The sequence below is a fragment of the Streptomyces sp. NPDC055506 genome (genome assembly GCF_053643595.1).
Map to the genome: position 1 here is coordinate 1 of NZ_JBSHKH010000113.1, position 26,819 is coordinate 26,819.

26 protein-coding genes are annotated in these 26,819 nt (G+C 72.2%); 12 read left to right on the forward strand and 14 right to left on the reverse strand.

Annotated features, from left to right (window positions below; genetic code table 11):
* Positions 1-182 precede the first annotated feature (182 nt).
* Entirely contained in the window at positions 183-950 is a 768-nt protein-coding gene (locus ACWIF2_RS31375) for a sulfite exporter TauE/SafE family protein (RefSeq protein ID WP_454364274.1), read from the forward strand.
* Between the two features lie 10 nt (positions 951-960).
* Here the strand turns inward: ACWIF2_RS31375 and ACWIF2_RS31380 are convergent, their stop codons facing one another.
* The 3 genes from ACWIF2_RS31380 to ACWIF2_RS31390 all read right to left on the reverse strand — a co-directional run bounded on the left by ACWIF2_RS31380 (position 961) and on the right by ACWIF2_RS31390 (position 5,172).
* On the reverse strand, positions 961-3,222 hold the full coding sequence (locus ACWIF2_RS31380) for an MMPL family transporter (protein WP_454364275.1): 2,262 nt from the start codon (positions 3,220-3,222) through the stop codon (positions 961-963).
* A 58-nt stretch (positions 3,223-3,280) separates the two neighbouring features.
* Entirely contained in the window at positions 3,281-4,267 is a 987-nt protein-coding gene (locus tag ACWIF2_RS31385; protein WP_454364277.1) for an EamA family transporter, read from the reverse strand.
* 92 nt (positions 4,268-4,359) lie between these two features.
* Complete coding sequence (locus ACWIF2_RS31390; protein WP_454364279.1) at positions 4,360-5,172, reverse strand: chitosanase; 813 nt, start codon at positions 5,170-5,172, stop codon at positions 4,360-4,362.
* 224 nt (positions 5,173-5,396) lie between these two features.
* Here ACWIF2_RS31390 and ACWIF2_RS31395 point away from each other — a divergent pair, with 224 nt between their 5' ends.
* Entirely contained in the window at positions 5,397-5,579 is a 183-nt protein-coding gene (locus ACWIF2_RS31395) for a hypothetical protein (RefSeq protein WP_454364280.1), read from the forward strand.
* A 7-nt stretch (positions 5,580-5,586) separates the two neighbouring features.
* Here the strand turns inward: ACWIF2_RS31395 and ACWIF2_RS31400 are convergent, their stop codons facing one another.
* Entirely contained in the window at positions 5,587-6,315 is a 729-nt protein-coding gene (locus ACWIF2_RS31400; RefSeq protein ID WP_454364282.1) for an ankyrin repeat domain-containing protein, read from the reverse strand.
* 156 nt (positions 6,316-6,471) lie between these two features.
* On the opposite strand from ACWIF2_RS31400, the gene ACWIF2_RS31405 reads away from it, so the two are divergent.
* The gene (locus ACWIF2_RS31405; protein ID WP_454364284.1) at positions 6,472-8,604 is read left to right on the forward strand and encodes a SpoIIE family protein phosphatase; all 2,133 of its coding nucleotides are present in this window, start codon (positions 6,472-6,474) and stop codon (positions 8,602-8,604) included.
* 22 nt (positions 8,605-8,626) lie between these two features.
* On the opposite strand, the gene ACWIF2_RS31410 is transcribed toward ACWIF2_RS31405, so the two are convergent.
* Both ACWIF2_RS31410 and ACWIF2_RS31415 read right to left on the reverse strand, forming a co-directional pair.
* Positions 8,627-9,289, reverse strand: coding sequence for a GAF and ANTAR domain-containing protein (locus ACWIF2_RS31410; protein WP_454364305.1), 663 nt, complete (start codon positions 9,287-9,289; stop codon positions 8,627-8,629).
* A gap of 109 nt (positions 9,290-9,398) precedes the next feature.
* Complete coding sequence (locus tag ACWIF2_RS31415; protein ID WP_454364285.1) at positions 9,399-11,963, reverse strand: SpoIIE family protein phosphatase; 2,565 nt, start codon at positions 11,961-11,963, stop codon at positions 9,399-9,401.
* 149 nt (positions 11,964-12,112) lie between these two features.
* Here ACWIF2_RS31415 and ACWIF2_RS31420 point away from each other — a divergent pair, with 149 nt between their 5' ends.
* Entirely contained in the window at positions 12,113-12,700 is a 588-nt protein-coding gene (locus ACWIF2_RS31420) for an AMIN-like domain-containing (lipo)protein (RefSeq protein ID WP_454364286.1), read from the forward strand.
* 64 nt (positions 12,701-12,764) lie between these two features.
* On the opposite strand, the gene ACWIF2_RS31425 is transcribed toward ACWIF2_RS31420, so the two are convergent.
* The 5 genes from ACWIF2_RS31425 to ACWIF2_RS31445 all read right to left on the reverse strand — a co-directional run bounded on the left by ACWIF2_RS31425 (position 12,765) and on the right by ACWIF2_RS31445 (position 16,850).
* Positions 12,765-13,868, reverse strand: coding sequence for a GNAT family N-acetyltransferase (locus tag ACWIF2_RS31425; RefSeq protein WP_454364306.1), 1,104 nt, complete (start codon positions 13,866-13,868; stop codon positions 12,765-12,767).
* A gap of 96 nt (positions 13,869-13,964) precedes the next feature.
* Positions 13,965-14,360, reverse strand: a complete 396-nt coding sequence (locus ACWIF2_RS31430; RefSeq protein ID WP_454364287.1) for a hypothetical protein — start codon at positions 14,358-14,360, stop codon at positions 13,965-13,967.
* A gap of 146 nt (positions 14,361-14,506) precedes the next feature.
* Positions 14,507-15,193: a hypothetical protein gene (locus ACWIF2_RS31435; RefSeq protein WP_454364288.1), complete on the reverse strand. Its 687-nt coding sequence runs from the start codon at positions 15,191-15,193 to the stop codon at positions 14,507-14,509.
* Positions 15,194-15,285: 92 nt separating this feature from the next.
* Entirely contained in the window at positions 15,286-16,344 is a 1,059-nt protein-coding gene (locus tag ACWIF2_RS31440) for an LLM class flavin-dependent oxidoreductase (protein ID WP_454364290.1), read from the reverse strand.
* Positions 16,344-16,850 carry an SRPBCC family protein gene (locus tag ACWIF2_RS31445; protein WP_454364291.1) on the reverse strand — a complete coding sequence of 169 codons (507 nt, stop codon included), beginning with the start codon at positions 16,848-16,850 and terminating at the stop codon, positions 16,344-16,346. Before ACWIF2_RS31445 ends, ACWIF2_RS31440 begins: the two co-directional genes overlap by 1 nt.
* 320 nt (positions 16,851-17,170) lie before the next feature.
* Here ACWIF2_RS31445 and ACWIF2_RS31450 point away from each other — a divergent pair, with 320 nt between their 5' ends.
* Complete coding sequence (locus tag ACWIF2_RS31450; RefSeq protein ID WP_454364293.1) at positions 17,171-18,523, forward strand: diacylglycerol/lipid kinase family protein; 1,353 nt, start codon at positions 17,171-17,173, stop codon at positions 18,521-18,523.
* Between the two features lie 77 nt (positions 18,524-18,600).
* Here ACWIF2_RS31450 and ACWIF2_RS31455 read toward each other — a convergent pair whose 3' ends face one another.
* The gene (locus ACWIF2_RS31455) at positions 18,601-18,924 is read right to left on the reverse strand and encodes an antibiotic biosynthesis monooxygenase family protein (RefSeq protein ID WP_454364295.1); all 324 of its coding nucleotides are present in this window, start codon (positions 18,922-18,924) and stop codon (positions 18,601-18,603) included.
* 115 nt (positions 18,925-19,039) lie between these two features.
* Here ACWIF2_RS31455 and ACWIF2_RS31460 point away from each other — a divergent pair, with 115 nt between their 5' ends.
* Positions 19,040-19,990 carry a DUF1731 domain-containing protein gene (locus tag ACWIF2_RS31460; RefSeq protein WP_454364297.1) on the forward strand — a complete coding sequence of 317 codons (951 nt, stop codon included), beginning with the start codon at positions 19,040-19,042 and terminating at the stop codon, positions 19,988-19,990.
* Between the two features lie 7 nt (positions 19,991-19,997).
* Here ACWIF2_RS31460 and ACWIF2_RS31465 read toward each other — a convergent pair whose 3' ends face one another.
* Positions 19,998-20,867 (reverse strand): hypothetical protein, encoded by an 870-nt coding sequence (locus ACWIF2_RS31465; RefSeq protein ID WP_454364298.1) that lies wholly within the window; start codon positions 20,865-20,867, stop codon positions 19,998-20,000.
* A gap of 125 nt (positions 20,868-20,992) precedes the next feature.
* A complete protein-coding gene (locus tag ACWIF2_RS31470; RefSeq protein ID WP_193482844.1) occupies positions 20,993-21,139 on the reverse strand; it encodes a hypothetical protein in 147 nt (48 codons plus the stop codon).
* Positions 21,140-21,277: 138 nt separating this feature from the next.
* On the opposite strand from ACWIF2_RS31470, the gene ACWIF2_RS31475 reads away from it, so the two are divergent.
* The 6 genes from ACWIF2_RS31475 to ACWIF2_RS31500 all read left to right on the forward strand — a co-directional run bounded on the left by ACWIF2_RS31475 (position 21,278) and on the right by ACWIF2_RS31500 (position 26,769).
* On the forward strand, positions 21,278-21,706 hold the full coding sequence (locus tag ACWIF2_RS31475; RefSeq protein ID WP_454364299.1) for a hypothetical protein: 429 nt from the start codon (positions 21,278-21,280) through the stop codon (positions 21,704-21,706).
* Positions 21,707-21,998: 292 nt separating this feature from the next.
* The gene (gene pgm, locus ACWIF2_RS31480; RefSeq protein ID WP_454364300.1) at positions 21,999-23,639 is read left to right on the forward strand and encodes a phosphoglucomutase (alpha-D-glucose-1,6-bisphosphate-dependent); all 1,641 of its coding nucleotides are present in this window, start codon (positions 21,999-22,001) and stop codon (positions 23,637-23,639) included.
* Between the two features lie 127 nt (positions 23,640-23,766).
* Complete coding sequence (locus ACWIF2_RS31485; protein WP_454364301.1) at positions 23,767-24,057, forward strand: zinc-ribbon domain-containing protein; 291 nt, start codon at positions 23,767-23,769, stop codon at positions 24,055-24,057.
* A gap of 59 nt (positions 24,058-24,116) precedes the next feature.
* Complete coding sequence (locus tag ACWIF2_RS31490) at positions 24,117-24,746, forward strand: flavin reductase family protein (RefSeq protein ID WP_454364302.1); 630 nt, start codon at positions 24,117-24,119, stop codon at positions 24,744-24,746.
* A gap of 317 nt (positions 24,747-25,063) precedes the next feature.
* Positions 25,064-25,540, forward strand: coding sequence for an SRPBCC family protein (locus tag ACWIF2_RS31495; protein ID WP_454364303.1), 477 nt, complete (start codon positions 25,064-25,066; stop codon positions 25,538-25,540).
* A 221-nt stretch (positions 25,541-25,761) separates the two neighbouring features.
* Positions 25,762-26,769: a trypsin-like serine peptidase gene (locus ACWIF2_RS31500; protein WP_454364304.1), complete on the forward strand. Its 1,008-nt coding sequence runs from the start codon at positions 25,762-25,764 to the stop codon at positions 26,767-26,769.
* Positions 26,770-26,819: the final 50 nt, after the last annotated feature.

The following is a 26,819-nucleotide window of genomic DNA, read 5'->3' on the forward strand; positions in this document are numbered from 1 at the left end:
GGGATCCCTCCTCGGATCCCGCCGCCGTTCCCTCGTGTCCGTGCCGGGGCGGTGCGCGATCCGATCAGCTCGATCTCCGGCGTCCGGCACCCTTCGGCGAACCCCGAAGTGCGCACCCTCTAGCGTGATCCCATGGACAGCACCTGGAACGCCGGACGCGGCGCCGGCGTCGGAGTCGCGGCATGACGCCCTGGGAGATGGCGGCCGTGTTCGCGGCCGGTACGGGGGCCGGTGCCGTCAACGCCGTCGTCGGCTCGGGAACGCTGATCACCTTCCCGGTGCTGCTCGCCACCGGACTGCCACCGGTCACGGCGACCGTGTCGAACGGACTTGGGCTGGTTCCCGGCTCGATCAGCGCGGTCATCGGCTACCGCGAGGAACTCCGGGGCCAGAGACGGCGCGTCCTCCTGCTCGGCATCGGTGCCGTGCTGGGCGGCCTCGCGGGCGCCGTACTGCTGCTGACCCTGCCCGCCGCGGCCTTCGAGCGGATCGTCCCCGCCCTGGTGGGCCTCGCCCTGGTCCTGGTGGCCTGTCAGCCCCTCATCGCCGGGTGGGTGCGCCGCCGCCGTAGCCGCACCGGCGGCCGCGCCCGTCCCGACGGCGGTCCGCTGCTGTTCACGGGGCTGACGCTCGCCAGCGTCTACGGCGGCTACTTCTCCGCCGCGCAGGGCATCATCTACGTCTCCCTGATGGGCATGCTGCTCGACGAGACGCTCCAGCGGCTCAACGCCGTGAAGAACGTGCTCGCGGCCGTCGTCAACACCGTCGCCGCCCTGCTCTTCGTCTTCTTCGCGGAGTTCGACTGGACGGCCGTCCTCCTCATCGCCGCCGGGTCCGCGCTGGGCGGCCTCGTCGGAGCCAGGACGGGCCGCCGCTTCAGCCCCGCCGTCCTGCGGACCCTGATCGTGTCGATCGGTGCCGTCGCCCTCGTGCACCTCGTGCTCCACTGAGGCCGGCCCGCTACCGCGCCGGACGGGCGCCCTCCGCCTTCTGTTCCCCCTCGGCGTCGACATGGGGCAGCACCCGGTCCAGCCAGTGCGGCGTCCACCAGGCGTGCCGCCCGAGCAGCGTCATCACGGCCGGCACCATCAGCAGCCGTACCACGGAGGCGTCGATGAGCACACTGACCGCCAGCCCCAGTCCCAGCATCTTGACCACGATGTTGTCGCTGATGATGAACGCCGCGAACACGCTCACCATGATCAGCGCGGCACTGGTGATCACCCGCGCCGTGATCTCCAGCGCGTGCGCCACCGACCCCTTGGCGTCCCCGGTGCGCAGCCACGCCTCGTGGACGCGGGACAGCAGGAAGATCTCGTAGTCCATGCTGAGGCCGAAAATGATGGCGAACATCATCATCGGCACATAGCTCTCGATGGGCACCTTGCCGTGCACGCCGAGCGCGGGCCCGCCCCAGCCCCACTGGAACACCGCGACGACCACGCCGTAAGAGGCGGCGATCGACAGCACGTTCAGCACGGCCGCCTTGACGGCGACGAGCAGTCCCCGGAACACGGCCAGGATGATGAGGAACGCCAGGCCCACCACGACGGCGATGATCACGGGCAGCTGGGAGGCGACGATGTCACGGAAGTCGACCTGTGTCGCCGTCGTGCCGGTGACGTACCCCTTGGCGTCCGTCCCCTGGACGACGTCCGGCAGCGTGTCGTCGACGAGACGGTTGGTCAGGTCCGTGGTCGCGGCGTTCTGCGGGGACACGGTCGAGTAGACCGTGCCGACCAGGACGTCCCCGTCCTGGGTGGGTGTCAGGGGGGTGACGGCGGCGGCTCCTTCGACCGAGTCGAGCGTCGTCTGGGCGCGCGAGGCCAGGTCGTCGCGCTGCGAGTCCGGCACGTTCGTCTGGTCGATGACGACGGTGAGCGGACCGTTGGACCCCGGCCCGAACGCGTCGGTCATCAGGTCGAACGCCCGCCGGTCGGTGAAGGAGGTCGGGTCGGCGCCGTCGCCGATGTGGCCGAGCTGGATGGAGAACAGCGGGATCGCGAGCACCACGATCACGGCGACACCCCCCGACAGGAACCACAGCGGCCTGCGCTCCACCCGCTGCGCGTACCGGTGCCAGGTGCCCTGCGCCGTCTCACCCGCTTCGGCGTCGGTCTCGGCGACGGGGCGGCGCACGTGGTAGCGGTCGATGTGCCGGCCGATGAGGCCGAGCAGGGCGGGGACCAGGGTGAGCGCGCCGATGACGGCCGAGACCACGGTGACGGCGGCGGCCAGACCGAGCAGGGAGATGAAGGAGACCCCGGACGCGGACAGGCCCGCCAGGGCGATGATCACCGTGCAGCCGGAGACGAGGACGGCGTGGCCGCTGGTGCTCGCGGCCTGCCCGGCGGCCCGTACCGGGTCCGCGCCGTCGATGATGTTCTGCCGGTGACGGGTGATCATGAACAGGGCGTAGTCGATACCGACACCGAGGCCGATCATGGTGGCCAGAGTCGGTGAGACCGTCGCGAAGGTGAACGCGGCGGCCAGCAGCCCGAGGATGGCGAGACCTCCGACGACGCTGATCAGCGCGGTGAGCAGCGGAATGACGGCGGCGATCACGCTGCCGAACCCGACCAGCAGCACGATGATGGCCACGCCGAACCCGATCAGCTCGCTCACCCGGTCGTCGGCGGCAGGTCGCGCGAGTTCGCCGAGCGGCCCGCCGTACTCCACCTCGGCTCCCGCGGAACGCAGCGGCTGTACGGCGGAGTCGACGCCGTTCAGGTATCCGGCGCCGAGGGTGGAGGGCTGCACATTGAAACGGACCGTGATGTACGCCGTCTTCTTGTCGTCCGACAGCGGCCCGACGTTCGGCTGCGACTGCTGCGAGGACGAGCCCTGCACGGTCAGCGGGTTCTGGGCCGACAGGACGTGCGGGAGCTTCTCCAGGTCGGCGACCGTGGTGGACATCTGCGAACTCAGCGCCGTCAGGTCCTGGCTGTCGTCGTGCAGCACGATCTGGCTGCTGTAGCCGCCGGCCTGCGGATCGTGCTCCTTCAGCACGTCCAGGCCCTTCTGCGCCTGCGCCTGCGGCAGGGAGAAGTTGTCGGAGTACGCACCCCCGGACACATGGTTGACGACCTGGAGAGCCACCAGCGCCACGAGCCAGGCCCCGATGACGATCCCGAAGTGGCGTGCGCACCATTCGCCCAGCCGCCGCAGCAGACCCGCACGCGCGGCCTTCTTGTCCCCTTCACCGGTGCGGGAGTGCGGCATCGACGTGGCTCCTGTGTCGGCTGAGACATTGGGTGCCGTCCATTAGATGTGCGAGGGATCACTCCGGCATTTCCGGCGCGCGGACGCCCTGCCACTCCGGGCGGGCGTTCCCCCGAAAGGTCGTCGCCGGGGCGGCGCTCCGGGTTCGCCCGCCGCTGCGCCGGCGCGCCGCGGTCAGGTTCAGCGCCCCGGACCCCAGGGCGACGCCGAGGCCGACCAGCGCGCTGCCCACCGCCTGTGCCAGGCCGTAGGAGCCCGTGCCGACGAGCGGTGCGGTGCCGGCCGCGGCGACCGGGATGAGGCCGGAGAACAGGGTGGCGCGTTCCGCGCCGATCCGCTGCATGCCCATGTACCAGCACACGAATCCGACAACGGTGACCACCACCGCCTGCCACAGCAGCGCGGCGGCCTCGGCGGTGTCCGGACGCCGCAGCCACCCGGCCCCGTCGGCCAGCACTCCGACCGCGGCCGACTCCAGCGCGGCGACCGCGCACACCGTGGCGGACAGCAGCCGGGGCCCGAGCGGCCGCAGCACGGGTACGGCGAGCACGGCGAACCCGACCTCGCCCGCCAGGGCGCACACGGAGAAGGCCAGGCCCGCGCCGTCGGTGCGCCCCCAGCCCTGGACCGCGCAGGCGCCGACGGCCACGAGCAACGCCCCGTACAGCACCGCCCGCCTGGGCCCGCGCCCGTCCAGGAGCGGCACGAGCACGGCGACGACCACCGGCGCACAGCCCACGAACACACCGGGAACCGCCGGTTCCGCCGTGCGCTCCGCGGCGATGACGGCCAGGTTGAAGCCGACCATGCCGACGGCGGCGAGCAGAACGAGACGGACCCACTGACGCGGCGTCAGCGCCCTCAGCCGGGCGGTCGAGCCCTTCCCGGCCAGGGGCAGAAGCAGCAGACAGGCCAGCCCGTAGCGCAGGAACTGGCCGCCCGCGTACGGGTACTCGCCCAGGACGCTGTTGGCCGTGAAGGACGCTCCGACGAGGACACAGGCGAACGCGGCGAGCAGGGCTCCCCGCGTGGTGGTGACGTTCATACCGGCGACGCTAGGCAGTGCGGCGGCCCGGCTGGAGGTCCACTTCCGTGCCTGCTTCCTGGACCAATCCGCCCCGGGCCGCCGCCTCCGAGTCAGCCGATGTGGTAGCTGTCGCCGTAGACCTTCCAGTCCAGCGGCGGGTCGAGGTCGAGGTTGCGCTTGCGCAGGAAGACGCGCTGAGCCGTGTCGACCCGGCTCGTGTCGCTGTGCGCCTCCTCCTGCCTCATGGCCCACACTCGCGCGTCCAGGAAGGCGTCGAGGTACGTCACCTCGTCACCGCCCCACGCCGGCGGGTTCGCCGTGCGCAGCGCACGCTTGCGGATGCTGCGGAAGCTCAGGGGGTCGTTGCCGTCGCCGTGCATGACGATGGCGTCGTAGTACGCGAACTGGCCCAGCACCCGCAGCCCGTCCGCCTTGCCCTGCCGGACCGCCGGGCCGAAGTACACCCGGTCGCGCTCGTCGTCCTGCGCCCGCCGGAACGCGGCGTCACGGGCCGCCCTGCGCCAGTCGCCGGGGAAGCCCGGGTCGAGCCCGTCGTGCGAGTCGGAACCGTCGACCTCGCGCAGCGCCGGCAGGTACTTCGCGAGGACGTTGCCGGGCTTGCGGTCGGAGTAGAGCTCGACGAGATCGAGCATGTCGCCGGTGCCGGAGCAGAACCCGATGATGCCGGCGGTGTAGCCACGGCCGTCGCGGATGTCCTCGATGTACTGGTACTGCGCCTTCCAGTCGAGCGAGGAGTTCTCCGCGCTCGACACGAGCTGCATGGCGATCTCCTTCTTCGCCGGGTCGTCGAGCCCGATCGCACGGACGGAAGCCGCGGCGGGCGACGGCTTCAGGAACGGGGCGGCGGCGAGGGCGGCGCCGAACAAGGCCAGAGCGGTGCGGCGCGGGGTCGGGTGTCTCACGGGGCCTCCAGACAGATTGGGGGGTGGGAGAGCTGGCCGTGCAGAACTGATAGGAAGGTTTCCTATCACTGTCCGCGCGTCCCGGGAACCGCCAGAGGCGAAGTTCGTAGGGTCGAACGAGCCGGCCGAGCGCCGTGACGGGAACCAAGAGCCCGCCCCGTGCGTCAACTCTTTGCCCAGGGAGGCCGATCGGCCTCGGAAGCCGGCGAGAGAGGGGAATCGCGGTGGACGACGCGACGTCGCAGCAGGGGAGCGAGACGGAGGCGGCCGCACGCCGGGCCCGCTTCGGCGCACTGCCGGAGCCGGTGCGCGTGGAGGACATGGTCGAGGAACGAGCCGTGGGCGTCCCCGACCCCGCGCGCACCGCCTACAACCAGGACGAGTGGCTCGTGCGCTACTGCCTGTGACCCGACCCTACGAGCGGCTCTTCGCGCCCAGGTCGCGCAGCCACCGCACGACGTCGTCGGCGTCGTGGGCGCGGGCGATGTCGAGCGGTGTCATGTCGTCGTAGCCGCACCAGTCGGCGTCGGCGCCGTGCTCGTGGAGATACCGCGCGGTGGGCAGCTGCCCGCCGTGGCAGGCGCCCCAGAAGGCGCTGGTGATCTCGTCGGCAGAAGGAGGCTCCCCGGCCTCGACATACGCCCGCACCCGGTCGAGCAGGCCGAGCGTGGCGGCGTCCTGGAGGGTGGTGCGGGCGCCGTGCTCGACCAGCCGGCGCGCGGCACGCCACTGGCCGAAGGCGCGGGCGTCGGCGAGCGGAGTGCCACCGGCGATCACCGCCCCGGGGGCCTCGATGTCGGCACCGGCGGCGATGAGCGCGTCCAGGACGGCCACGTCGTTGCTGCTCGCGGCCCAGTGCAGCGGCGTCTCCGTGTGCGCGCCGCCGAAGCGAGCGTCGGGATCCGCCCCCGCGGCGACCAGGGCGCCGACCACCTCGGGACCGTGGGGGAAATGGCCGGGCCAGTCGGTCGCGATGTGCAGCAGACTGCGCGTGCCCTTGCCGTCCTCGCCGTGCTCGGTGACGCGTGCCGCGGCCAGACCGGGATGGTCGGCGAGCAACTGCCCGAGCCCCGGCAGATCCCCGGTCCGGATCGCCGCGGTGACGGCGACGGCCAGCGGATCCTTTGATGTCAGCGTCTGCATCCGGCCTCCCGATCGCCGTCCAGGGCTTCCGATTCTGTAGGACGACACCCCCGCACACCACGCTCCGTGCCCGTAGCACTCATCCGCGGAGTCAGCCCGACGACATGCCCGCGGGCCCCGTGAGGCGTAGCGTCCGGGTAAGAGCGGGAGGACAGCATGTCCGCGAGCAACGAGCCGTCCGGGGGTGCCGGGACGCTGGACGCCCTGGGGACGGCCCTGGCCGACACCGTGCGGGGAACCGGAGCCTCGATCGGCGGCCTGTACCTGATCGAGGAGGCGGAGCCCGTGCTGCGGCTGGTCGCGCTGTGCGGCCTGCCGATCGCGTTCAGCGCCCCCTGGCAGCGGCTGCCCCTGACCGCACCGGTCCCGGTCGCCGACGCGATCCACGACGACACCCTGGTCAGTATCGCGAGCCAGGAGGAGATGGCCCGCCGCTACCCGCGCGCCGCCGCGGTCCTGCCCTATCCGTTCGCCCTGGCCGCCGTCCCGCTGGCCGGCGTACGGCGCCGCTGGGGCGGCATCGTGCTGATGTGGCCCGCCGTGCGGCCGCGCGGCATCACGCCACGCGTACGCGGCCACATCACCTCCAGCGCCCGCCGCATGGCCCGCCTGCTGGACGACGCCGCGGGGCCGCCCGTCCTGCCCGACCAGCCGCGCATCGTCCCGGTCGACGCCGCGCACCACCCCGTGCAGACCGGCCTGGCCGCCGCCGACTACCTCGAACGCCTCCCCGAAGGCGCCCTGGCCCTCGATCTGGAGGGCCGTATCACCTTCGCCACCGCCGCCGCGGCCCGCCTGCTCGGCTGCCGCGCCGACCGGCTGCTCGGCACCCGGCCCTGGCAGGCCCTGTCCTGGCTGGACGACCCCGTCTACGAGGACCACTACCGCACTGCGGTCCTCGGCCGCACCCCCGTGTCCTTCACCGCGCTCCGCCCGCCCGACCTGTGGCTCACCTTCCAGCTCTACCCGGACACCAGCGGCATCAGCGTCCGCGTCGTCCCGAGCACAGAGCGGACCGAGGCCCCGTCACCACCCGCCGCCGCGCGAAGCCCCGCGGCGGCCCCGACGGGGCGCCTCTACCAACTGGTGCACCTGGCCGCCGCGCTCACCGAGGCGGTGACCGTGCGCGACCTCGTGGCACTGAGCGCCCACCAGATCCTGCCCGCCTTCGGCGCCCAGGGCCTCGTGCTGTCCGTCGCCGAGGCCGGCCGTCTGAAGATCACCGGCTACCACGGCTACGCGGCCGACGTCATGGAACGCCTCGACGCCCTGTCGCTGGACACCGACCTCACCCCGGCCGGCCAGGTCCTCGCCAGCGGCACCCCCGCCTTCTTCGCCAGTCCGGCCGAGCTCGCCGCCAACTACCCGGGCGCCCCCCAGATCAGCGGCAAACAGGCCTGGGCCTTCCTGCCGCTGATCATCTCCGGCCGGCCGGTGGGCTGCTGCATCCTGTCCTACGACAGCCCGCACACCTTCACCGCCGACGAACGGGCCGTCCTGACCTCCCTGTCCGGTCTGATCGCCCAGGCCCTCGACCGCGCCCGGCTCTACGACACCAAACACCGTCTCGTCCACGAACTGCAGCGCGCCCTGCTGCCCCGGGCCCTGCCGAATCTGTCCGGCCTCGACGTCGCCGCCCGCTACCTGCCCGCCGGGCACGGCATCGAGGTCGGCGGCGACTTCTTCGACCTCCTGCGCCTGGACGAGACGACCGCGGCCGCCGTCATCGGCGACGTGGAGGGCCACAGCATCGCCGCCGCCGCTCTCATGGGCCAGGTGCGCACCGCCATCCACGCCCACGCCACCGCGGGCGCCGCACCCGACGAGGTCCTCGTGCGCACCAACCGGCTCCTGTCCGACCTCGACTCCGAACTGCTCGTCTCCTGCCTCTACGCCCATCTCGACCTGGCCCGCCACCGGGTGGCCTTCGCCAGCGCGGGACACGTGCCGCCACTGCTGCGGCACACCAGCCGCCCCGCCGCCGTCCTCGACGTCGAGCCCGGCCCGCTGCTGGGCATCGACACCGGCAACCACTACCCGGTCACCACCGCGCCCCTGCTCCCCGGCACCACCCTCGCCCTCTACACCGACGGTCTGGTCGAACTCCCCGGAACCGACGCCACCCGGACCACGTCCGACCTCGCCGGGCAGCTGGACGCCGCCGACGGCCACGACCTGGAACGGCTCATCGACCGGCTCCTCCAGCACACGACGCCCACCGGGCAGCACACCGACGACATCGCGGTGCTCCTGCTGCGCGCGTACCGCCCCGACCGCCACCGGGCCTGAGGCGGCCGCCTCGACGTCCCGGTCAGGCCTGGCCGGGGTCCCGGCGGACATGCCGGGCGACGTCGCGCAGCTTGATGTTGTGGTTCTGCGAGATGCGCCGCAGCACGCCGAACGCCTCGTCCTCGCTCAGCCGGTGGCGTTCCATGAGGATCCCCATGGCCTCCCCCACGGCGTGCCGGGTCTCCAGGGCGTGCTCGAGCTGGTCGACGGTACGGGCGGTGTCCAGTGCCACGGCGGCATGGGAGGCGAGCAGCCAGCCCGCGGCCTCGATGTCCTTGTCGAAGGCGCCCGGGCGGCGCGAGTAGAGGTTCAGCGCGCCGAAGTCCTCCTGCTCGGTGTAGAGCAGCACCCCGGTCATGCTGCCGATCCCCAGATCGCGGGCCGCCCGGGAGAAGCGCGGCCAGGACGGCTGCGGCGTGGTCATGTCGGCGATACGGAACAGCCGCTCGCCGTCCACCCGCCGGGCGGCGTGGAAGCACGGCCCCTCGCCCAGCTCGCCCTGCAGCCGGTCGGACTCCTCGACCATGTGGCCGCACACGGACAGCGTCACGGCCCGGCCCTTGGACACCGTCAGGACCCCCGCCGCGTCACAGCCCTCGACGAGCTTCACCGCCGACGCGGCGATCTCGTCCAGCGTCGCCTGCACCGAATCCTGGGCCACCAGATCCCGGGCGAGCTGCGCCATCTGCTCGGCATACCGCTGCCACTCCACTGCCACCACCGCCTCGCTCCCCGGTCCCGCCCACCGTACTCCGAGCCAGACCCACCCACCCTCGCGGCCCGAGCCAGGCCCGTCAGCGGTATGCCGTCAGCAGGAGGGCCACGTCGTCCGGTCGCTCGGGGGCGCGCCGGGCCGTGCTCACCAGCCGGTCGGCGAGATGCTCCACCGAGTCCGCCGGGGTGTCGGCCAGAGCGCGGCGGACCTCCTCGATGCCCGTCTCGATGTCGCTGCCGGGCTGCTCCACGAGCCCGTCGGTGTACAGGGCGAGGACGCTGCCGGGGGCCAGCGTGAGGGCGGTGACGGGATAGACCGAGTCGGGCTGCACACCCAGCATGACCCCGCCCACCAGGTCCAGTGTCTCCGCGCGCCCGTCGGGGTGGCGCAGCAGCGGCGGGGGATGGCCGGCCCGCACGGCGAGCGCCCGCCCGCTGCGCGGGTCGAGTTCGATGTAGCAGCAGGTGGCGAAGGCGTCCGCCTCCAGCTCGGCGAGCAGCCGGTTGGTGTGGGTGATGACCTCCTGCGGCGGCCGCTCGCTCGCGGCGAAGGCGTGCACCGCACTGCGCAACTGACCCATCACCGCGGCGGCGCCGACACTGTGGCCCTCGACGTCCCCGATGACCAGGGCCACGCCACGCCCTGTCGTGATCACGTCGTACCAGTCACCGCCGATGGCCATGCCCTGCGTGCCCGGCAGATAGCGGCCGGTGGTGCGCAGCCCTTCGACGGCCGGCAGCCGGTGCGGCAGCAGCCCCTCCTGGAGACCGCGGGCGACGGCGGACTCCGAGTCGTAGAGCCGTGCCCGTTCCATCGCCTGGGCGGCCAGCCCGCCCAGCGCGGTGAGGGCGGAACGCTCGTCCGCGGTGAACCGGTGCGGGGCGTCCCAGCCGAGGATGCAGGAGCCGACGGAACGACCGGAGGCGATCAGCGGCAGGAACGACCAGGCGTTCATCCGGTCCAGGGCGATGCCCGGGTAGGCGGCGGAGAGATCCTCGGGCGATTCGAAGAAGAGCGGCAGCCGTGTGGTCAGCGCGTGCACGCCGGGCAGCTGTGTGTCGAGGGCGACGCCCTCGAACTGGGTGAGGAAGCCCTCCGGGTACCCCGACTCCCACTGCAGGTACATCCGGCCCTCGAGGACGGTGTACAGGGCGAGTTCCCGCGCACCGAACGCGGGCAGCAACTGCTCGGAAACGGCCCGGCACACGTCCTGCACGGTGACCGCCTCGGTGAGCACGCTCGCCATCTGCACCACGTGGTACAGCGCCCCGGCCCGCGCCGCCGCCACCGGCCCGGGCGGCGGCGCCACGGCCGCGGCGCCCGGCACGGGACCGGCGGACGACCCGGCCTCGCGCGCCTCCTCGACTCCGGTGGGCGGGCCGGTCGGATGGACCCGCCCGGTCAGCCCGTGCACGTCCGGGTACAGCACGAAGCTCAGCCAGTTCCCGGCGGGATGCCGCACGAGGAAGGACACCTGCTCCTGCGACAGCATCGCCGCCCGGTAGCGGTCTTCGTACGCGGGATCCCGGAGCCAGGTGATCACCTCCCACGGATAGCGGCCGAGGAACTCCTCCCGGCCGGCGCCCAGCAGTTCTTCGCAGCGGCGGTTGGCGTACGTCAGACGGCCGTCCTGGTCCAGGGAGAACAGCCCGTCGGGCAGCCGCTCCGCCGCCTCGGCCGCGGTGAGCCCGCCGGCCGCGTCGACGAGGGCGCCGACCAGGATCCGGGCGGAGCCGGTGCCGCCGCGCACGAGATGGCCCCAGAGTTCGACCGGACGGTAGCCGATCTCCCCGCTGCCGGCGGACTCGTCCCGCACCCGGAAGTGACGGGATCTGACCCGGCCGTCCGTCAGCGCGTCCTGCCGGCTCGCCCGCAGTTCGTGCAGGTCGTCCGGACTGACCCGGGCCTCGACGGCCGCCATGGTGCCGTCGAAGTCCGCCCCGTCGAGGCCGAGGAGCGCGAGGGCCTCGTCGTCGGGCGTGCACCGGTCGCTGTCCAGGTCCCAGTCGAGCAGCCCGACCCGCACGGGGTGGACGGCGGCCGTGGGGCGTCGCACGCTGACGGGTTCGGCGTCGTGTTCCACCCGGTACGCGCCCGAGCCGGACCGGGCGGCGAGACGGCCGAGGCGCTCCTCCATGTCCCGCCCGGCCGGGCGCAGCGCGCGATCCACCGCATCCGCCTCCATCGGCGACCGGGCGGCCGAGCGCAGCACGACCAGCACGCCCACGGCCTCCCCGCCGGCCCGGACGGGCTGGTGGGCGGAGCCGAAGGAGTACGGCAGCCCGGCGGTGAACTGCGGGAACCGCACCATGGTGACGCGTTCGTCCGGCAGCCACAGGGGCTCGTCGCGCCGGTAGGCCTCGGCCATGGGCAGTGCGCCGCCCACGGGCACCCGCCACCACGCCCTGAGCAGTGACCGGGGCACCCCGGTCACCAGCGCCAGCACCAGCGAGCGCCGGTCGCGGGAACGCAGGTAGACAAGACCGCCGTACCCCCCGAGATCCCGCACGGCCGCGATCAGCGGAGCGGTGAGGGCGTCCTCGATCCGGCCGGTGTCCTCGGTCCGGACCCGGCCGTCGCCCCCGCCCCGGCCCGGGCCGTCGGATGACCGCGGCCCGTCCGGTACGGCGGCTGCCTCATCCATCTCGCGTCCTCCCGGTACGGACGCACCGGACACCGATCGCTCCCCATCAGGATGTGCCATGGTCGGCACTCCGGCGCGGCAAGCGCAACCTTTCGGTCGTCACGGCCGTCTCACCCGATATCAGCAACACTTAAGCCTCGGGGGCGAAAATGGTACGAATCCGAACCGCATGCGCGACTCTCGCACTCGTGGGCGCCACGGTGGGCGTGGCCGCGGTCCCGGCCGGCGCGGCTCCGGCCGCCACCCGGCAGGCGACCCAGGCCGCGGCGTGCCCCACCGGCTGGGGAAGTCTCGCCAAGACCGACACCAGCGCCACGATCGCGCCGGTGAAGGACATCAGGACCGGCCGTCACACCTGCTTCGACCGGATGGTCATCGACCTGCCCGGCGCGGGCGGCGACGTCGGCTACTCCGTCCGCTATGTCGACCGGCTCCACCAGGACGGATCGGGCCGCCACATTCCCGTGAGCGGCGGAGCCGTCCTCGAAGTGCGGGTCGCGGCGCCCGCCTATGACCCGGAAACCGGTGCCGCCACCTATCCCGGCCGGGTGGCGCGCCCGCTGCCGGGTGTGGACCTCACCGGCTACCGCACCTTCCGGGACACCCGCTTCGCCGGCAGCTTCGAGGGGGAGACCCAGATCGGACTCGGCCTCCGCGCCCGGCTGCCCTTCCGGGTGCTGCAGCTGGACGGCCGGGTCATCGTGGACGTCGCCCACAGCTGGACCGCCGCGAGGTGACGGCACGGCGCGCCCGGTTCTCCCGAGCCGGGCGCGCGGGCCCGGACGATCGGCTGGACCGCTCCTACCGGCCGCGCACGCGTCCCAGTTCCGCCAGGGCCCGTGCCGCCGCCCCCGCCAGACGGGGCCGGTTGCGTACGAAGCGTCGGGCGGCCCGGGCGGGCTCCCGGCCCAGCCAGTGAACGGCTCCGCCCGGCGCGGGCCGTACCACCGCCCCTTCGTACACCCGCAGGTCACGGGTCTTGAGCGACTCCTTGTAGCGGGCGGGGCCGCTCCCCAGGTCGACCGTCTCCACACCGTCGGCCGCCGCGGCCTCCAGCATCCTGAGCTGCAGCACGAGACCGGGGGAGTACTTGGCGTAGGCGCGGTCGTACGCCGGGAACCACCAGGACAGCACCGTGCGCGAGCGCAGACCGAAGTGCGCGGCCACGGGCCGGTCCGCGGCGTAGAGCACGGACAAGACGCCACGGCACTCAGGTTCCTCGCTCTCCCCGAGCAGCGTCACCAGCCGGGTGATCCACTCCTGCGCGAACCGGTCGCGCCGGCCGGTCCGCCGGTACTGCGCCGACTTCCAGTCCATCAGCGCCCGCAGAGCGTCCGGGTCCCGGGCGTCGTACACGAACCGCACCTCGCCGGCCTGCCGGGCCAGCTTGCGCTCCTTGGCCAGGATCTGTCTCAGGAAACCCGGCGACTTCGTCCGCAGCCGCTCCCGGTACCGCTCGAACCCCTCGCCGATGTCGACGACCGGGGAGGCGAGCTCCTCGGCGGCGTGCGGCACGAACAGCCCCTGGCCGGCCTCGAGGTTGTCGAACTCCCAGGACGACAGCGCGCAGGACCGCAGCAGTCCGCGGGCGTCGAGCCGGATCCCGGGCCGTAGCACAGCCCCCTGGCTGTCGGACACGCCGAGCCCGATGGCCCGGCCCTGGCCCAAGGGCCCCCTCTCGTAGGGGAAGAACCCGACCGGGGAGTCGTCGTCGAGCAGCACCGCCACTCTCGCTCCCGGCCTGACCTGCCCCACCGCGGTGGTGAACGCCGGGTCGAGAAAGGGATTCGCGGGGGCCGCGGACTCCGTCCGGATCTCCCGCCACATCTTCTGGTCGTTCGGGCCCAGTTCGTCCGGCCTCAGAACGAGAACGCGCTTTCCAGGCAACTCTGCCTCCTGTGTCATCGGCATGGGACACACGAAGGCCTGTACATCGCCGCGAATCGGCACCAGGCAGTACTCAGGCCGCACGGCGCAGGCCCTGGTCGGTACTGCCGTTTTTCAGCAGCGGAACGTCTGCAGCCGGGCGGCGTTCGGGGCGGATCCGGCTGTTCCCGCACACCGGGCCGTCCCCGCACACCGGCTGGTCCCCGCCGCCCGGAAGTCCGTGCCGCCCCGGTCCACCGCGGGCGCCCCGGTCACCACCGCGCTCGCCCCGGCCGCACCCGCGGCCCGCGGTGTCCGTGCCGCCGGGTGCCGCGGCGACGGATCCTCCTCGCACGGACAGGGCTTCCCGGTTCCTTCGGCCTCAGGCGTCGAAGCGGCACCGGTCTCCCGCACGTCCACGGCTGCCGTGACCGCCGTGTACTCGCCCCGATCGAGCCCGGGGGCGGCCAGATGCAGCAACAGCAGGCAGGCCACCAGGCCCACCGCCGCTGCCCATCGTCGCCGCACCATCAGACCCCCCGACCCGGCCGGCTGCGCCTACCAGTAGGCCGAGCGTATCTCGCCCCCGTCAAGCCCTTGTGGGACGATTCGCCCCGCTCGGCCAGTTGCTGCCGAAATCCAACGGAAAGCGCTGCCGCCCCACTTGCGGGATCAGGTCAGCGGCTGCCGCCGGGCGCGCTCAGTACCTCGCCCGCCTTCGGCGCCCGGATGTCGAGTGGCTCGCCGAAGGCGCTGAACGCGGTGGTGGTGTGCTGCGCGCCGCTCTTGTAGACCGTCTTGAGCAGGTAGGGCTCGCCCTCGTCGGCCACGTAGAAGGTGTACGTCCCTTCCTTGTCCGCCTTGTCCGTCACGATCAGCTCGATGGCCTTCGTGCCCCCGACCCGGGTGGAGCCGCCCTTCTTCGCCGTGCCGAACGAGTCGAAGGGCCGTTCGCACGAGGTGAGACCGCCGCCCGAACCGGCCGGGTCCACCGGCGTCTTCACCCACAGCTTCTGCTCGCCGGTGACACCGGGGATCTTCTTCCACTTCTGCAGGTAGGCCCGGTTCGGCCGGACGTAGTCGGTCTCGCCCAGACGGATCTGCTCCAGGGCGGCGCCTCCGGTCATCTCGGTCTTCGACCTGCACCGGCTGTCCAGGTCGGTCTCGAGGTGGCTGGTGACGGTGCCGCTCGCCGTGCGGTTGGTGATGTCGACGGTGACGGAGTCCAGCTTTCGCATCGTCGCGTTGGCCTCGTCGAGGAGGTCGCCGGCGGACTTGTCGTCGCCGGTGCCGCCGGAGCCGCACCCGGCCAGGGCTGCGCCCGCCAGCAGGCACGCGAGCGCGGTCGTCGTCACGGTAGCCATGGCCCGCACGGAGCCCCCCTGATGTTCGTGTCGGCCGATGATCAGCACGGGAGCCTACCCGTCCACCGGTGTGCGCGGCGGACAGGCCGGGTTCAGGCTCCGGAACCGGTCTCGCGGACCAACTCGATCGCCCGGCCAAGGGTGTCGAGCCGGTCGTCCAGGGTCTTCCCGGCGGGATAGAGACGGACCGTGTCCACACCGGCGTCCCGCCAGACCCGCAGCCGTCGCCGCACCATCTCCTCGGTGCCGATGAGCGTGGTGGCCAGCACCATCTCGTCGGTGACGAGACGCGCCGCACCGGCTCGGTCGCCCGCCTGCCAGCGCTCCCGCACCTCCGCCGCGACCTCGGCCCAGCCCTGACGGCCGTAGGCCCGGTTGTAGAAGTTGGTCGACGCGGAACCCATGCCGCCCAGGCTGAAGGCGAGTTCCTTCCTCCGGTCCGCGATCATGGCGCCGAGCTCCTCCTCGTCCGGGGCGAACGCGACCTCGGCGCCCTGGCAGACGTCGAACCCGGCGCGTCCGCGCCCGGCGGCGGCCAGCCCCTCGTCCAGCGGGGCGAAGTAGGCCTCCGCCGCGCCCTCCGGTACGAAGCTGGTGCCGAGCCAGCCGTCCGCGACCTGGCCGGTCAGCCGCAGCATGGCGGGCGACAGCGCGGCCAGGTAGACGGGGACGGGGTGCTCGGACCGCATCGACAGGCGCATCGGCACCGCCTCCCCGCCGGGCAGCGGAATCCTGAACTCCGAACCCGAATGGGAGATCTTGCCGCCCGCGACCACCTGCCGCACGATCTCCACGGTCTCGCGCATCCGAGCCAGAGGACGGGCGAACGGCACCCCGTGCAGGCCCTCCATCACCTGCGGTCCGGACGGGCCGAGCCCCAGCAGGAAACGCCCGCCGGACAGGTTGGACAGGGTGATCGCCGCCTGGGCGAGGGCCACCGGCGTGCGCGTTCCGACCTGCATGACCGCGGAGCCCAGCAGCATCCGCTCCGTACGGGCCGCGTAGAAGCCGAGGGCGGACGGGGCGTCCGATCCCCACGCCTCGGCCACCCAGCAGACATCGAGCCCCAGTTTCTCCGCCTCTACGACGAAGTCGGCCTGCCGGGACCAGGAGCCGAGGGCCGCCGCCTCGACGGTCGTCGCCGTGCGCATCACGCCTCCGCCCGCTGCCTGATGTGCTCCAGCGTGGCGGTCATGCCTCGCTCGAACTCCCGCAACCTCACGAACACGATCTTCTGCTCCTTCTCCGGCATGGCGTCGATCGCGTAGGAGAGGCCGGAGCGTCCCGGTCCCATCCGCATCCACTGCGACAGTTCGGTCCCGCCGTCCCTGGGCTCGAGCCCGAACCGCCAGACGGCACTGGGCTCCGCCGGATCGCCGACCGCCCAGGCGAACGCCCGCCCCGGGGCACAGGTGACGACCGTGGAGGTCGTCTCCCACTCGCCGAACGTCTCGTGCCTGCTCCGGCCGGTGAACCGCGCCCCGACGGCAGGCCCGGCGGCTCCGTCGGCCCACCCCGCCCACTGCAACTCCTCGCTCAGGTCCGGCATCCGCGTCACGTCCGACACCAGCGCCCACACTCTCCCCGGCGGAGCGGCGATCCACGTCGCCACCTCGACCGTCGGTCCGTCCGTGTACCGCGCGCCCGTCCACTCCATCGCGTGCCGGCCTCCTCGTCGACAGGGACTGTGGCGGTAGAGTTGCGTAATGAGACTCACCAGGTCAAGAGGGCATGTGTGTCCGTACCTTTAACGGACCGTGAAGGTGGGCGCAGGCGTGCCCCAGTGTGCGGAACTGCGCTCGCGGGGCCGCGTACGCTACCGATGGCTGCACCCCGGGGGATCTTCACGTCTGACGTGTCCGCCGGTGGGGGAGTCATCAGGGACGGCAGTGGCCGAGCCGATCCGTCGGCGGGCACCATGAATTACGGCCGGGCGCGGTCGCGAGGGTGCGCCCGAGCCTTCGAGTGGAGGACGAGATGGGATCGGCGATGGGCGAGCGGGATCACCGCCGGCAGAGATGGGCGGCCAGAGGAGCCCTTGCCGCGGTCGCGCTGGCGGCGTTGCTGCCCCTCGTCTCCGGCGGTCTGAAGGGACTGCTGCTGCTTCTGGCCGGCCTGGCGGGACTCGCCCTGACCGCGGCGGCGCTCTGGTGGGTCCTGTCCCGCCGCGGACCGGTACGCATGGCGGCGGCCGTACTGGCCGTCGTCGCCCCCGTCGGCGTCATCATCCTCTTCGCCGCCGCGAATCTGATCTGGGTGGTCTTCGCCTCGCTGCTGCTGTGGTGCGTCGCGGTCTGGAGCGGCCGCTACGCCCTGCGCAGCACGGGCCTGCGGCCGGTGCGGGTCAAGGAGTACCGCACACCGCCGCCGCAGCGCCCCTTCCTCCTGCTCAACCCGCGTTCCGGCGGCGGCAAGGTCGAGAAGTTCTCCCTCAAGGAGAAGGCAGAGGAGCTGGGTGCCCGGGTCGTCCTGCTCGACCCGGACCACCACCAGGACGTCACCGCCCTGGCCAAGGCCGCCGTGGCCGACGGAGCCGACCTCCTGGGTGTCGCGGGCGGCGACGGTACGCAGGCGATGGTCGCCGCCGTCGCGGCGGAACACGGCCTCCCGTTCCTCGTCATCTCGGCCGGCACACGCAACCACTTCGCCATGGACCTCGGCCTGGACCGGGACGACCCGTCCACCTGCCTCGACGCCCTCACGGACGGGGTCGAACTCCGCGTCGACCTCGGCTTCGCCGACGACCGCCCGTTCGTCAACAACGCGTCGTTCGGTGTCTACGGGGCGGTCGTCCAGAGCCCCGGCTACCGCGACGACAAGGTGGGCGCCGCGCTGGAGCGGCTGCCCGAGCTGCTCACCCGGCAGAGCGGCCCGCGTCTGACGGCCAGCGCCGACGGCACCACCATCACCGACCCGCAGGCCGTCCTGGTGAGCAACAACGCCTACCGCATGGACGACCCGTTCGGCTTCGGCCGGCGCGAGCGGCTCAACTCCGGGAAGCTGGGCGTGCTCGCCGTCCGCGTGGACAGCGCCGTGGAAGCGGCCGAACTCCTGCTGTCGCCGCGCCCGGAAGGCCTCACCGTGCTCACCGCCCAGCACGTCGTCGTCCACTCCGACGAACCGCATCTCGAAGTCGGCCTCGACGGCGAGGCGCTCACCCTGCCCGCCCCCGTCCACTGCCGCATCGCACGCCGGGCCCTGCGCGTCCGGGTGCCCCGCAACCGCCCCGGAGTCCCCGAGGCCCCACCCCGCCTGGACTGGCGCCGGCTCCGCAAACTGGCGGCCGCGGTCGGCCGTACCGCCGCACCCACCCGCTCCCGGCGCCCCTGAGCGCGGTGCCCGGCCCCATGTGAAAAGGTCCCCCTGCCGCTTCGGGCAGGGGGACCTTTCACATGCGATCAAGCGGGTTACGCGCCCTTCGGCCCCGCCTGCTGTACGACCTCGAAGGACCAGAGGGTCGAGTCGCTCGCGGCGGGCTTGGGCCGCTCGCCGCCCTCGCCGCCCTGGTGCGCGGCCTTCATCGGCCCCTCCATCCAGGCCTGGAACGACGCCTCGTCACGCCACCGCGTGTAGACGAGGTAGGTGTCGGTGCCCTCCACCGGGCGGAGGAGCTCGAACCACTCGAACCCGTCGGAGCTCTCCACGGTGTGCGCGCGGGAGGCGAACCGCTTCTCCAGCGTCTCCCGCTGCTCGGCGGGCACGGTCAGCACATTGATCTTGACTACGCTCATGGCCCCATCTTGCCCGATGTCGCATCCGCGCCGGCCGGGACCTGCGCCGCCGGAGGTTTTGAACGCGTTCAAATGTGAGCTAGGGTCGGTCCCACACGTCGAGGGGGAGACCTTCATGAAGTTCGTGATACCCGGCGGGACCGGACAGGTCGGCACGTTCCTCAAGCGCGCGCTGAGCGCCGCCGGGCATGAAGTCGTGGTCCTGACCAGGCGTCCCGCAGGCAAGGGCGAGGTGCACTGGGACGGCGCGACCCAGGGGCCGTGGGTGCGGGAGATCGACGGCAGCGATGTCGTCGTCAACCTGGCCGGCCGGAGCGTGAGCTGCCGTTACACCCCGGCCAACCTCCGCGACATGATGGACTCGCGGGTCGACTCCGCCCGGGTCGTGGGCGAGGCCATCGCCAAAGCCGCCCGGCCGCCCCGGGTCTGGCTCCAGATGAGCACCGCGACGATCTACGCCCACCGCTTCGACGCGCCCAACGACGAGGCCACCGGCGTGATCGGCGGAGCCGAACCCGGCACCCCCGGCTACTGGGCCTACAGCGTCGACATCGCCAAGGCCTGGGAGCGGGAGCAGGAGACGGCCGACACGCCGGACACCCGGAAGGTGGCCCTGCGTGCCGCCATGGTGATGAGCCCGGACCGCGGCGGTGTCTTCGACGTCCTGCTGCGGCTGGCCCGGCTCGGCCTCGGCGGCCCGGTCGCCGGCGGCGCGCAGTACGTGTCCTGGATCCACGACCGGGACTTCGTCCGGGCGGTGGAGTTCCTCGTCGCCCGGGACGACATTACGGGCCCGGTCAACATCGCCGCTCCCACGCCGCTGCCGCAGCGCGCCTTCATGCGCGCCCTGCGTGCCGCCTGGGGGATGCCGGTGGGACTGCCCGCGACGCGCTGGATGGCCGAGGCCGGCGCCTTCGTGCTGCGTTCGGACACCGAACTGCTTCTGAAGAGCCGCCGCGTCGTCCCCGGCCGTCTGCTCGAAGCGGGCTTCGCTTTCGATCACGCCGGCTGGCCGGAGGCCGCGGACGACCTCGTGCGGCGGGTCCGCGGCCGCGACCTGGGGTGAGCCGGGGTCAGCTCTGTCCCTTGCCCTGCTCCAGGGCCTTGCCGGTCATGTCGGTGACCTGCCCGGCCGGCGGCTCGTCCGCCTCCACCTCGGTACCGAAGTCGGTGAAGTCCATGACCGTGCGCACCGTGACCTTCTGCGGCGCGGCCGAGGCGTTGCCGGAGGGCCGCTGCGTCGACGTCGGGGCCTTGAGGGTCATGTCGAGCTGCTGACGGCGCATCCGGCCGTCGTCGTCCAGCCACACGTCCATCGGCAGGGTCGGGCCGACCTGCCGGCGAAGAGTGTCGCCGCCGGGCAGCTCGGCGACGTCGACGGAGACGCGGTAGTGCGTGGTCCGCACCCCGCCGATCGTGGCCGTGCCCTTCTCGGTCACGTCTTTGTCCGTGATGGCTTTGGCGTACGCCGCCGACTGCGCCGGGTCGCTCATGGAGTTGTCGCCGGCGCCCTGCTGCTCGGCGACCTTCCCCAGGTCGATCTTGATCCAGGGCTTGCCGTCCGGCGCCTGGCCCTTGGGTATCTTCTGGTACAGCACCCGATCGATCACGCGCTGCTCGATCCGCTGCCCCCGCACCGTGACCGTCATGACGCTGTCGCCGTCGTCCAGGTCCACGACGCCCTGCCCGTCGGCCGACTCCGAGGCGCCCTGGGCCGAGGTCCGCACCCGGAGCTTCACCTTGGCGGTGTCCTCCTCGGCCGTCCTGTCGTAGGCAGAGCGCACCGCCTGGGTGCCCCGCTCCCGGGTGCCGCTGTCGGCGGAGGAACCCCGCGCACCATCGCCGGTGTCCCCGTCGTCGCCGCAGCCGGTCAGCACCGCTCCCGCCAGGACACCGGCGACGCCTAAGGCACAGATCCTCCTGCCGTTCCCCGCCCTGCTCATCGAACCAGCTCCTCTCAGGTGTGGTGCGACCCAAGTGCCCGAACCGGACATGAACACACGTGTCGGTACGAGGAGTTGGCCACCGGGAGGTTCCTGACGAGGCCGGTGCGGATGCCGGAGTCCGGTCAGCGGCGGCCGCGGAGCTTGCCCAGCAGACGCTGGGCCTGGGCCCGCTTGCGGGGGTCGGCCGCGGCCCGCCGTGCCTGCTCGACGGCCCGCCGCCCCTGCGGACTCCGGGCGAACTGCTTGATGCGATCCAGGATGTTGGCCATGAGGCACCTTCCCTCGTGTCTGACGTGCTTGTTGTCTGTAGCCCGCCTACCCCTCCGAGGAGGGGATCAGCCCTCACCCGCCCTGACAGCGGGCGACCGAATGTGTTTGCCGACGGAGTCAGAGGCAAGTCGGTGTCCATGACTGAACAGAACAAGCGCACGAATCACAAGCCGACCACCATTCAGGCGACGGAGTCCAAGGCGCGCAACGCCACGGACAAGGCGACCGCGCCGACGACCCAGGCCGCGAAGCGTGCGGCGGCCAAGGTCGATGACGCGGGGTCAGCGGTCAAGGCCGGTGCCGAGCGCTCCGCCGAGGCGACGACGGCGGCCATGCAGACGGCGGCCAAGGGCGTCGAGGCCGGCCGCCAGGCGGTCGTCACGGCCTCGGGTCACGTCGCGGCCACGGCGAAGACGGCCTGGACGGTCATCGCCCACCGCAAGCTCGTCGCCGCGGGTGTCGGAGCCGGCCTGACCGCACTGAGCGCCGCGTCGTACGCGGTCGGACGGCGCGCGGAACGCGGCACCCACGGTCCCGTCACCCGGTTCACCGGCGGACGGATCTGACCACGGCAAGGGCGTCGACGTGACGGCCACGAGGAGGACAGGCGGCGCGGCGCGCATCACCGGACGTCCCGGTGGTCCGCGGCGCCGCCTCCTTGCGGTCCCCGGCGCGCCCCGGCATCCGAAGGCACCGCCTCCGTGTGCTCCATAGCAAGTCCCGCCGCTCGACACCTCTCCTTCCCGTGGCTTGGCGCACATCCGGCCCTCGTAGTGGTGTCCCCCTCGCGCGGCACCGCCGTGACGAGGAAGGATGAGACCGCAAGCGAAGGATCAACCCATGCGGAGGAGCGGGCCCATGCAGCACGAGCGAGCGGGCAATCCGGCCGGTTTCGAGGATCTCGTCGATGTGGCCCGGCTGGTGACCGCGTACTACGCGCTCCACCCCGACCTGGACGATCCGGGGCAGCGCGTCACGTTCGGGACCTCCGGACACCGCGGATCGTCCCTGGCGAGCGCGTTCAACGACGACCACATCGCCGCCACCAGCCAGGCCATCTGCGAGTACCGCGCCGATCAGGGCATCACCGGCCCGCTCTTCCTGGGCGCGGACACACACGCCCTGTCGGAGCCCGCGCGCGTCACCGCCCTGGAGGTGTTCGCCGCCAACGAGGTGACGGTGCTGATCGACGACACGGACGGCTACACGCCGACCCCGGCCGTCTCGCACGCAATCCTCGCCCACAACCGCGGCAGCACCACGGGTCTCGCGGACGGCGTGGTGGTCACGCCCTCCCACAACCCCCCCGCCGACGGAGGGTTCAAGTACAACCCGCCCAGCGGCGGCCCCGCCGCCTCCGACGCCACCTCCTGGATCCAGGACCGGGCCAACGAGATCATCCGGGGCGGCCTGAAGGACGTACGGCGCATCCCTTATGCCCGGGCCCTCGCCGCCCCCACCACCGGCCGCTACGACTTCCTGGGCACCTATGTCGCCGACCTGCCCAGCGTGCTCGACCTGGACGCGATCCGCGCGGCCGGGGTGCGGATCGGGGCGGACCCGCTGGGCGGGGCGTCCGTCGCCTACTGGGGCCGCATCGCCGAACAGCACGGCATCGACCTCACCGTGGTCAACCCGCACACCGACCCCACCTGGCGGTTCATGACGCTGGACTGGGACGGCAAGATCCGCATGGACTGCTCGTCGCCGTACGCGATGGCCTCGCTCATCGGGCAGCGCGACCGGTTCCAGATCTCCACCGGCAACGACGCCGACGCCGACCGGCACGGCATCGTCACCCCGGACGCGGGCCTCATGAACCCCAACCACTACCTGGCCGTCGCCATCTCCTACCTGTACGCCCACCGCGACCGCTGGCCGGCCGCCACCGGCATCGGCAAGACCCTGGTCTCCTCCGCCATGATCGACCGGGTCGCCGCGGACCTCGGCCGTGGACTGGTCGAGGTGCCCGTCGGGTTCAAGTGGTTCGTGGACGGGCTGGCCGGCGGCACCATCGGGTTCGGTGGGGAGGAGTCGGCCGGGGCGTCCTTCCTGCGCCGGGACGGCTCCGTGTGGACCACCGACAAGGACGGCATCATCCTGGCGCTGCTCGCCTCCGAGATCACGGCCGTCACCGGCAAGAGCCCGTCGGAGCACTACGCCACGCTGGCCGCCCGCTTCGGCGAGCCCGCCTACGCCCGGATCGACGCTCCGGCGTCCCGAGAGGAGAAGGCCCTGCTCGCCAAGCTCTCACCGGCCCAGGTCAGCGCGGACACCCTGGCCGGAGACGCGGTCACCGCCGTCCTCACCGAGGCCCCGGGCAACGGCGCCCCCATCGGCGGCATCAAGGTGACCACGGACAACGCCTGGTTCGCGGCCCGCCCCTCGGGCACCGAGGACGTCTACAAGATCTACGCCGAGTCCTTCCTCGGCCCCGACCACCTCGGCCGGGTCCAGGAGGAGGCCAAGAGTGTGGTGCTGACGGCGCTGGGCGGCTGACCACCGACAGGACCGCACACGGCCCGGGCCACGTCGTCGTGGCCCGGGCCGTACGGGCTGCCGGCTCGTCCCGCCGGACCGGGATACAGGACACTGGGGGCAGATCCGATCCGGGAAGGACCGTCACGTGATCATCTTTGGCACCAAGGGGTACCTGTACCAGCTGGCGATACTGACGCTGGTCTGCGGGCAGTGCGGCAACCCCGCCGCGCACACGCTCAGGAAGCGCGTCACGAAGTTCACGCTGTTCTTCGTGCCGCTGTTCCCGATCTCGACGAAGTACCTGACGCAGTGCACCTTCTGCGGCGCGGAACAGAAGGTGACCAAGGAGCAGGCGGAGCAGTTGCAGATCCAGAACGCGGGCGGCCAGGGTGGTCAGCCGCACGGGCACCCGGAGCAGCAGCACCATCGGTTCTAGTGTTCTTGTGCGTGACACTTCGGTGAGCGGCGAAGTATCCCGCCCGTAGCGTCCTGATCATGAAGACCGACACTCACATCGTGGTCCGGCCGAGCATCCTCTACTTCGGCACGCCCGTGGTCCTGCTGACCACCGAGAACGGCGACGGCACCTTCAACCTGGCTCCCATCTCCTCCGCATGGGCCCTGGGGCAGCACATCGTCCTGGGCCTGGGGAGTGAGAGCCATACCGTACGCAATCTCGCGGAACGCGCGGAACTCGTGATCAACGTCGCCTCGCCCGAGCTGTGGGAGCACGTGGAACGCCTTGCACCGCTCACCGGGGCCGACCCGGTGCCGGAGGCCAAGCGGGCCGTCTACCGGTACGAGCGGGACAAGTTCGCCGCGGCCGGGCTCACACCGGCCGCGGCCGACCTCGTGAAGCCGCCCCGAGTCGCCGAGTGCGCCCTGCAGTTGGAGGGCCGGGCCGGTGCGCCGACACCCGGGGGAGGGGGCCACTTCTTCAGCGTCGAATGTGAGGTCCTGCGCGTCCACGCCGCCGAACATGTCGTCGTGCCCGGCACCCACCACATCGACCCCGCCGTCTGGAGCCCCCTCATCTACAACTTCCGCCACTACCACGGCCTGGCCCCTGAGCTCGGCCACGGTTTTCGCTCGGAGACGGCCGGGGCGGCCACCAGCGCGGCCTGACACGTACCCCGGCCAGTGTGCTCACCCCGACGACACCCGGCGCCCTCCCGCCGAGCGCGGCGACGCCATGGACGCCGCCGTCATGAACGCGGGCGTGAGGTCCCCGGCGGCGCGCCCACCCCGGAGCGGGGAAGGCGCACGCCCGGGCTCGCATCCGTGTTCGATCAGCGGCCGGGCCGGTTCCGCTTCCTTTCCGGACCGGCGCGGATCCGTGTGGCAACCGCACGATCTCGGGTACCCGGCCCGCCACGGGCCCGGACCTGTGCTGCGGGCCGATGGGCCTCCTGCAGTCGATCAGTGAAAACGGAGGCATGAAGATGAGCACCGTCAAGGAAACCGTGGAAGTCGACGTCCCCGTCCACACCGCCTACAACCAGTGGACGCAGTTCGAGGAGTTCCCGAAGTTCATGGAGGGCGTCGAGGAGGTCAGGCAACTGGACGACCGCCACAACCACTGGACCACCAAGATCGGCGGAGTTCGGCGCGAGTTCGACACCGAGATCGTCGACCAGCTGGCCGACGAGCGCGTCACCTGGCGCACGACCAGCGGCGACATCAACCAGAGGGGGTCCGTCCGCTTCGAGCGCCTCGACGACACCCACACCAGGGTCGAGCTGGTGATGGACATCGAGCCCAGTGGAGCCGCGGAGAAGGCGGCGGACATGACGGGCACGATCGACCGCCGGGTCAAGGGCGACATGAAGCGCTTCAAGCAGTACATCGAGGAGCGCGGAGCCGAGTCCGGCGCCTGGCGCGGACGCATCCAGCCCGGCGGCACCGACCCCGTCCTCTGACCCCCACGCTCCGTCCCGGACCCGGCCTCAACCGTGGAGGCCGGGTCCTTTTTGCGTGCGCGCGCGGAGAGGAGGTGATGATTCGGCCATCGTTATGACATGCACCTGTCTATATCGGCCTCCTGGTGGCACGCTGCCCTCTGACTGTCCGCAGTGACACCCCCTGCCTGACCGGGCGGACGGTTCCCCGCCGCCCGGCCCCCGCAGCAGAAGGAGACCGCGTGATAGGCAGACCCCGCAGCCTTCGATCGTCCGGCGGCACCACCCGCCTGCGCCACACCGTCCTCGGCGCACTCGCCGGCGTCGCCGCACTCCTGGCGACCGGTGTCACCGCCGCACCGGCGAGCGCCGCGCCCGAACCGGGAGCCATGGCACCCTTGGCGCGGCAGAGCGCCCTCGACTTCTGGACCCCGCAGCGGATGCGCGCGGCCACCCCGCTCGACATCCTGTCCGTCGACCGCTCCGACGTACGGGCGTCCGCACCCCGCAAGGGCAAGGCGACCGTCGTGGCGCCCAGCGCACCCGTCTCCGACGTGGGACCCCTGGCGATCCCGCACGGCGGCGGTCCCTGGTCCGGCGGGGGAGCGGTGACCAAGACCGCGGGGCGGGTGTTCTTCACCTACCAGGGGCGGACCGCCTCCTGCTCCGGCAACGCCGTCACCAGCGCCAACAAGAGCACCGTCATCACCGCCGGGCACTGCGTGAAGATGCAGGGAGCCTGGCATACCAACTGGGTGTTCGTGCCCGGCTACCACGACGGCCAGCGCCCGTACGGCACCTGGGCCGCGTCCAAGACCCTGTCCACGCCGCAGTGGACGGCCAGTGAGGACATCAACTACGACATCGGCGCCGCCGTCGTCGCCCCGCTGGACGGGAAGCAGCTGACCGATGTCGTCGGCGGCCAGGGGCTGGCCTTCAACACCGGCTACAACAAGGCCATGTACTCCTTCGGCTTCCCGGCCGCCGCTCCGTACGACGGCGAGAAGTTCATCTACTGCAGCGGAACCACCTTCCGGGACTTCCTGCTGTCCAGCGACCACGGCCTGACCTGCAACATGACCGGCGGCTCCAGCGGAGGCCCGTGGTTCACCCGGTTCGACGAGGCCACCGGGACCGGCCTGCAGTCCTCGGTGAACAGCTTCAAGTACAACTTCCTGCCGAACGCCATGTACGGCCCGTACTTCGGCGCGGACGCGCAGAACCTGTACCAGAGCGCCCAGTCGTCCTGAGCCGTCGCACCAGCCGGGAGCCGGGTCCGCCCCACCACCGGGGCGGACCC